Source organism: Streptomyces sp. SID11385, from assembly GCF_010548245.1.
Classification (GTDB): domain Bacteria; phylum Actinomycetota; class Actinomycetes; order Streptomycetales; family Streptomycetaceae; genus Streptomyces.
Genome location: NZ_JAAGLR010000054.1, coordinates 1 through 3,852, shown reverse-complemented (window position 1 = coordinate 3,852; position 3,852 = coordinate 1). Strand labels below are relative to the sequence as shown.

Sequence of the window (3,852 nt, the reverse complement as noted above, 5' to 3'; positions counted from 1 at the left end):
TGGACGGCGGACCGGGCCCCGCTTCAGGCCGCCGGGACGACCTCGCGCCGTACCGCGGCGGCCCACTCGGTGATGAGTCGCTCGTACTCGACGCGCTGTTCCGCCGTCAGGTGGCCGCCCGCGCGCAGCCACAGGCTGCGGATCTCCTCGTTGACGGCGGCGGCGGAACGGGCGGGCTGAGCGGGAGTGAGTGGATTGGCGGACATGTGTCCCAGCCTAGGGGGTGAAGGTGACGGTCCGCTGCCTCCTCGGCACCGTTCGTGGCCTCGGAGCGCGGTGTGTGCGACCCTCCTGACCTGCTTGATCACCCCTCAAACGCCCTCTTGTGGGCGGCTTTTGTGATCTCGGCCTCATTTCGCCGCCCGTGTCCCCGCCGTCGGCCGCACGCACCGCCGCTGACCTGCGCCGACGCGGTACGCACCGCGCCGGCGCCGCCCGCCCGCGCGGCGTGTCTCAGCCCGCCGACTCACCCGCGTGCGGGCTCAGCGCGCCGCTCTGCACGAGCCCGAAGAGCACGAGGCCCAGCGCGATGCGGTAGACCACGAAGGGGAGGAAGCTGCGGTGGCTGATGTACTGCATGAACCACGCGATGACCGCGTACCCCACCGCGAAGGCGATGACCGTCGCGAAGAGCGTCGGGCCCCAGGACACATGCCCCTCACCCGCGTCCTTCAGCTCGAAGACGCCCGAGGCGAGCACGGCGGGGATCGCGAGCAGGAACGAGTACCGCGCCGCCGCGGCGCGCGTGTAGCCCATGAGCAGACCGCCGCTGATCGTCGCGCCCGAGCGCGAGACGCCCGGCACCAGCGCGAGCGCCTGGCAGCAGCCGTAGATGAGCCCGTCCCGCACCCCGAGGTCGTCGAGCGTCTTGCGCTGACCGCCGGCGCGGTGCCTGCCCCCGTTCTCGTCGCGTGCCGCGAGGAAGTCGGCGAAGCCGAGGACGAGGCCCATGACGACGAGCGTCGTCGCGATGAGGCGCAGATCGCGGAACGGGCCCTCGATCTGGTCCTGGAACGTGATGCCGAGCACGCCGATCGGGATCGAGCCGACGATCACGAGCCAGCCCATCTTGGCGTCGTGGTCGGCGCGGGCCTCACGGCTGGTCAGGGACTTGAACCACGCGCCGATGATCCGCCCGATGTCCTTGCGGAAGTACAGGATCACCGCGCACTCCGTGCCGATCTGGGTGATCGCGGTGAACGCCGCTCCCGGGTCGTGCCAGCCCGCGAAGGCCGCGGCGAGCCGCAGGTGCGCGCTGGAGGAGATCGGGAGGAACTCGGTCAGGCCCTGGACCAGACCGAGAATGAAGGATTCGAACCAAGACATGAACGCGCAGCCGTCCCACAGTTGTCAGGTACGGGACCGCAGGGCCCCGGCCGGAGGTGGTGAACCGCCGCCGCCGTAGGGCCCGGGGAGGGAGAGACGATCATGCGCCGGTCGCGGTGAGCGTAGGGCACGAGAGGGTACGGACAGGTGAACGCGAGCCGAAGCGTGGGCCAATGGGGTGTCAACGCCTGCCGCTCGCCCCGACGAGTTCGCGCGCCTCCTCGCCGGCCCCGCCGTCCCCCCGCATCCGGTGCCTGCGCCGCCAGCCGACGAGGACCCCGGCGAGCGCCGTCACCACGACGAAACCGACCGCCAGGAGGAAGACGGGGGAGTCCGGGGTGGCGGCGCGGCTCCCCGCCACGACGTACGCCGCCGTGTTCGGCACGACGCCGATCGCCGTCGCGAGCAGGAACGGCAGCCACCGGGTGCGGGCCACGGCGGCGCAGTAGTTGACGCCCCAGTAGGGGAGGCCGGGGAAGAGGCGCAGCGCCAGCGTCGTGCGGAAGCCGTGCTCGCTGAGCTGGCCGTCGGCCGCGCGCAGCCATCTCGTCCGCAGCAGCGGGCGCAGGGCGTCCTGGCCGAGGAAGCGGCCCAGCCCGAAGGCGAGCCCCGCGCCGAGCACCGAACCGGCGACCGCGGCACCGAGCCCGAAGGCACTCCCGAAGAGCGCTCCCGCGAGCAGGTTGAGCAGGGGGCGCGGCACGAAGGCCGCCGTCCCGACGCCGTAGGCCACGGCGAAGGCGGCGACGGCGGCGCCGCCGGTGAACTGGTGCGAGAGGGTGCCGGTGAGGAGAGCGCGGGGGTCGTGGGTCAGGGCCAGGGCGGCGCCTGTGCCGAGGAGGACGAGGAGGAGGGCGAGCCGGGCCCACGGCGAGAACAGCAGCCGTACTCCGCGAGCGGGGCGGATTTCGACTTCGTCGAACATTCGGGGAGCGTAACCGAATTGGTGGAGTGGGGGCGCCCCCGGTGCCGTGCTCGGCCTCGCGGGGCTCCGCCCCGGGCCCCGCTCCTCAAGCGCCGGAGGGGCTGATCACCACGGGCGCCGGGGGCGGCACAATGGCCCTGTGACCACTCCCGAACCCCTCCCCGTCCGCCGGTCCGTCGATCACGGGGTGGCGCGGTTGCTGCCCGATGTGGACCGGGGGCGGGCCTGGTTGCTCACGGTGGACGAGGCGCCGCAGTCGTACGTCGATCTCGACGCGCCCACCCACCTGGAGTTCGAGTACACGCGGCGGATGGGGCACGTGCTCGACCTCGCCGCCGAGGAGGGGGCGGCGCTCGACGCCGTGCACCTCGGCGGGGGCGCGCTCACGCTGCCCCGGTACCTCGCCGCCACCCGGCCCGGCTCGCGGCAGGACGTCGTCGAGGCGGACCGGGGGCTCGCCGCGCTCGTCGACGAGGTGCTGCCCGCCGTACCGGGAGCCGTCGTACACGTGGAGGACGCGCGCGCCTGGCTGGAGAGGGCGCCCGGCGACCGCGCGGACGTGCTCGTCGCCGACGTCTTCGGCGGGTCCTCCGTGCCCGGACACCTCACGACCACCGGGTACGCGCGCGAAGCCGCCCGCGTCCTGCGCCCCGGCGGCATCTACCTCGCCAACCTCGCCGACTCCGCGCCCTTCGCCTTCCTCGGCGCCCAGCTCGCGACCCTCGGCACCGCCTTCGCCCACCTCGCGCTCCTCGCCGAGCCCGCCGTGCTGCGCGGCCGCCGCTTCGGCAACGTCGTCGTCCTCGCCTCCGCGGCGCCGCTCCCCACCGAAGGACTCGCGCGCCGCTGCGCCCAGGACGCCTTCCCGGCCCGCCTCGTCGAGGAACGCGACGCCATCGAGGCGCTGCGAGGCACGGCGCGGCCCGTCCGCGACGGCGAGAGCACCCCGTCCCCGCTCCCGCCGGGCGGCACCTTCCGCGTCGGCTGATCAGCCTCCCGGGCGTTCGTCGCCCGGCGTCGTCATCGTCTCCGGCAGCCCCTCCTCCACCACCGGAAGGACGGGCACCGGCACGGCCGCCGCCGGCGCGCGGCGCAGGTTCCGTACCTCCGGCACGCCCAGCACCGCCAGCGTGAGGAGCAGGATCAGCCCCGAGCAGCCCCACAGCGCCGCCGAGCGCCCCACGGCCGACTCCACCGGGCCCGCGATCGCGGTCGCGAGCGGCAGCATCGCGATCGAGCCGAGCCAGTCGTAGGAGGACACGCGCGAGAACTTGTCCTCGGGGATCTCCTGGTGGAGCACCGTCATCCACGAGACCCCGAAGACCTCGACGCACGCCCCGCTCACGAACATCACCACGAAGAGCCCCGCGGCCGACAGCGGCACGGCGAGCGCCGCCGAGGGCAGCGCGAGCGGCAGCACGCACAGCGTGCCCGCGAGCAGGGGCCGCGCGGGGCGCCACCGCGTCATGGCGAGCGCCCCGAGCAGGGTGCCCACGCCGAACCCGGCGAGCGCCGTGCCCCACGGGCCGGGCCCGCCCAGGTGCTCCTCGGCGACGAGTGGCCCGTACACCGCCTCGGCCGCCCCGACGACCGCGTTGACC

General features: G+C 74.2%; 4 protein-coding genes and 1 pseudogene. 1 reads left to right on the top strand and 4 read right to left on the bottom strand.

What is annotated here, in order from left to right; genetic code table 11:
- Positions 1-23: 23 nt before the first annotated feature.
- From G3I42_RS02295 to G3I42_RS02285, 3 genes are all read right to left on the bottom strand, one after another.
- Complete coding sequence (locus tag G3I42_RS02295) at positions 24-206, bottom strand: hypothetical protein (RefSeq protein ID WP_007829623.1); 183 nt, start codon at positions 204-206, stop codon at positions 24-26.
- A gap of 247 nt (positions 207-453) precedes the next feature.
- A complete protein-coding gene (locus tag G3I42_RS02290; protein ID WP_164282180.1) occupies positions 454-1,326 on the bottom strand; it encodes an undecaprenyl-diphosphate phosphatase in 873 nt (290 codons plus the stop codon).
- A gap of 181 nt (positions 1,327-1,507) precedes the next feature.
- Positions 1,508-2,251, bottom strand: coding sequence for a TVP38/TMEM64 family protein (locus tag G3I42_RS02285; protein ID WP_164282179.1), 744 nt, complete (start codon positions 2,249-2,251; stop codon positions 1,508-1,510).
- A gap of 139 nt (positions 2,252-2,390) precedes the next feature.
- Between G3I42_RS02285 and G3I42_RS02280 the strand changes: the two genes are divergently transcribed.
- The gene (locus tag G3I42_RS02280; RefSeq protein WP_164282178.1) at positions 2,391-3,239 is read left to right on the top strand and encodes a fused MFS/spermidine synthase; all 849 of its coding nucleotides are present in this window, start codon (positions 2,391-2,393) and stop codon (positions 3,237-3,239) included.
- On the opposite strand, the pseudogene G3I42_RS02275 reads toward G3I42_RS02280, so the two are convergent.
- Positions 3,240-3,852, bottom strand: a pseudogene (locus G3I42_RS02275) (MFS transporter); the annotation flags it as partial.